The organism is Paenibacillus sp. Mc5Re-14 (assembly GCF_001049835.1).
GTDB lineage: Bacteria > Bacillota > Bacilli > Paenibacillales > Paenibacillaceae > Paenibacillus > Paenibacillus polymyxa_C.
The window spans coordinates 1-2,429 of sequence record NZ_CVPD01000002.1 but is presented as its reverse complement, the minus strand read 5'-3'; the positions used below and the strand labels follow the sequence as shown (position 1 = coordinate 2,429).

The following is a 2,429-nucleotide window of genomic DNA, read 5'->3' as shown; positions in this document are numbered from 1 at the left end:
TGGGTGAAGATCAGACCCAGCAAATGTATGTATCCATACCTGTGGCGGAGGAGCGCGAATATTATCCCGTTTCCTCGGCGCAAAAACGGATGTACGTGCTGAGTCATCTGGAAGGCGGAGAGGTTAGCTATAACATGCCAGGAGCTTTGATTATCGAAGGTTCCTTGGATAAAGAGCGACTGGAGCAAGCCTTCCGCCAGCTGATTGCCCGTCATGAAACCCTGCGAACCCGATTCGAGATGGTGGATGGCGAGGTGATTCAGCGGATTGAATCTAACGTCCCATTCAGCGTGGAGTATGTGCAAGCAAGCGAAGAAGAGACACCGCAGTACGCACAGGACTTTGTACGTGCCTTTGATCTCGCACAAGCCCCGTTGCTGCGGGTTCAGTTGATCGAAAACGGACCGGGGCGTCACGTTATGCTCTATGACATGCACCATATTATTTCGGATGGCGTCACAGAAGGAATTATCGTGCAGGAGTTCTCTCAATTGTACGAAGGCAAGGAGCTCCCGCCACTGCGTATTCAGTACAAGGACTATGCCGTTTGGCAGCATGCAGATATGCAAAGTGAACGTCTTCGTGCGCAAGAAAGCTATTGGCTGAACACCATGTCTGGTGAAATTCCGGCACTGGATATGCCAACGGATTTTACAAGACCCGCTGTACAGCGTCTGGAAGGAACTCGATTTGAGTTTGCGATCTGCATGGAGGACAGCGAGCAGTTGAAGCAGCTGGCCGCGCAAACCGGATCCACCTTGTACATGGTGTTGCTTGCAGCGTATAGCACACTCTTGCATAAATACACGGGTCAAGAGGACATCATCGTCGGCACGCCGATTGCCGGAAGACCACATGCGGAGCTCAGTAGCCTGGTAGGCGTATTCCTGAACACGCTGGCGATCCGTAATTATCCGTCTGGTGACAAAACGTTCCTGGACTACTTGCAAGAGGTCAAAGAGCATGCGCTCAGTGCGTATGAGCACCAGGAATATCCGTTTGAAGAGCTGGTTGAAAAAGCTGAATGTAACGCGGGATACGAGCCGGAATGCGCTGTTTTGACACAATGTTTGAGCTGAAAACATTTGAGCAAGCAGGAGTTTCGAGCTGGAAGGGCTGACCTTCAAGCCGTATCCAACGGACGATCATACGTCCAAATTTGATCTGACCTTGGATGCCGTAGAGCAGCCAGAAGGCATTCTGTGCAGTCTGGAATACAGCACGGCGCTGTACAAACCTGAGACTATCGCGCGCTTTGCGCAGCATTTTACCGAACTCGTACGTGCCATTACACTGCATCCACAGCAGCCACTGGCCGCATTGGATATGGTAACTGTCGAGGAAAAAGCACAAATCATCTATGGTTTTGGAGATGTAGGCGTATCGGATGTTGCTGCTGAAGCAGATGTCTTGTTCCATGCCTTCGTGGAAGAACAGGCCCAGCTTGTACCAGATCACGTGGCGGTGGTGTACGAGGAGCAACAGCTTACGTACCGGAAATTGAACGAGCGTGCGAACCAATTGGCGCGTAGATTGCGAAATGAAGGTATCGGACGCGAATCGATTGTCGGCATTTGGAGTGAACGCTCGGTAGACATGCTGGTCGGCGTTTTGGCGGTATGGAAGGCTGGAGGCGCATATGTGCCGCTGGATGCAGACTATCCGTCCGAACGCATTCGTTTCATGCTGGAGGATAGCGGTGTGACGGTGCTGCTCACGCAAACCAGTTTGCAGGAGCGTGCCCAGGCATGGCTGGAGAAAAGCGATCAGGCCTTGGTCGAAGGGCAGACTGAGGGTGAGCTGGAAACAGCGGCTGGCGCTGAAACGATGGAATCAGGTGCTCTTCATGGAAACCTAAATGGAACAGCAGATTCGAAGTCTGACAGCGAAGCAGCATCCGAATCGGCAACAGGGTTGCGTCTGCATACCGTACTGGCATTGGACGATGAGTCACTGTACACCGGGGATACGACGGATGTTGAACCGATCAATGAACCGCACGATCTGGCGTATGTGATTTACACCTCTGGCACAACCGGACGTCCGAAGGGCGTCATGATTGAGCATCGCAGCTTGGTGAATACGGCTGCAGCGTATCGCCGGGATTACCGTCTGAACCAGTTCCCGGTACGACTGCTGCAACTGGCAAGCTTCTCCTTCGACGTGTTCGTCGGTGATATTGCACGGACGCTCTATAACGGGGGCACGATGGTCATCTGTCCAAAAGATGACCGGATTGATCCAAGCCGTCTGTACGGATGGATTCGCGATTATCAGATTACCGTGTTCGAATCGACTCCGGCCCTGATCGTACCGTTTATGCAGCATGTGCATGACAGGGGCTGGACATGAGCAGTCTGGAACTGCTGATCACCAGCTCGGACAGCTGCAGCGTGACGGATTACCGAGTGCTGCAAGAACGGTTTGGC

General features: G+C 52.7%; 2 protein-coding genes. Both read left to right on the top strand.

Annotation, left to right across the window (positions count from 1 at the left end):
• Positions 1-23: 23 nt before the first annotated feature.
• Positions 24-1,079, top strand: coding sequence for a condensation domain-containing protein (locus BN1546_RS28605; RefSeq protein WP_369690610.1), 1,056 nt, complete (start codon positions 24-26; stop codon positions 1,077-1,079).
• 28 nt (positions 1,080-1,107) lie between these two features.
• A complete protein-coding gene (locus tag BN1546_RS28260) occupies positions 1,108-2,352 on the top strand; it encodes an AMP-binding protein (RefSeq protein ID WP_369690609.1) in 1,245 nt (414 codons plus the stop codon).
• Positions 2,353-2,429: the final 77 nt, after the last annotated feature.

Coding starts and splice junctions, on each gene's coding strand:
- BN1546_RS28605 (WP_369690610.1), top strand. CDS start 24: ATGTATGTATCCATACCTGTGGCGGAGGAGCGCGAATATTATCCCGTT.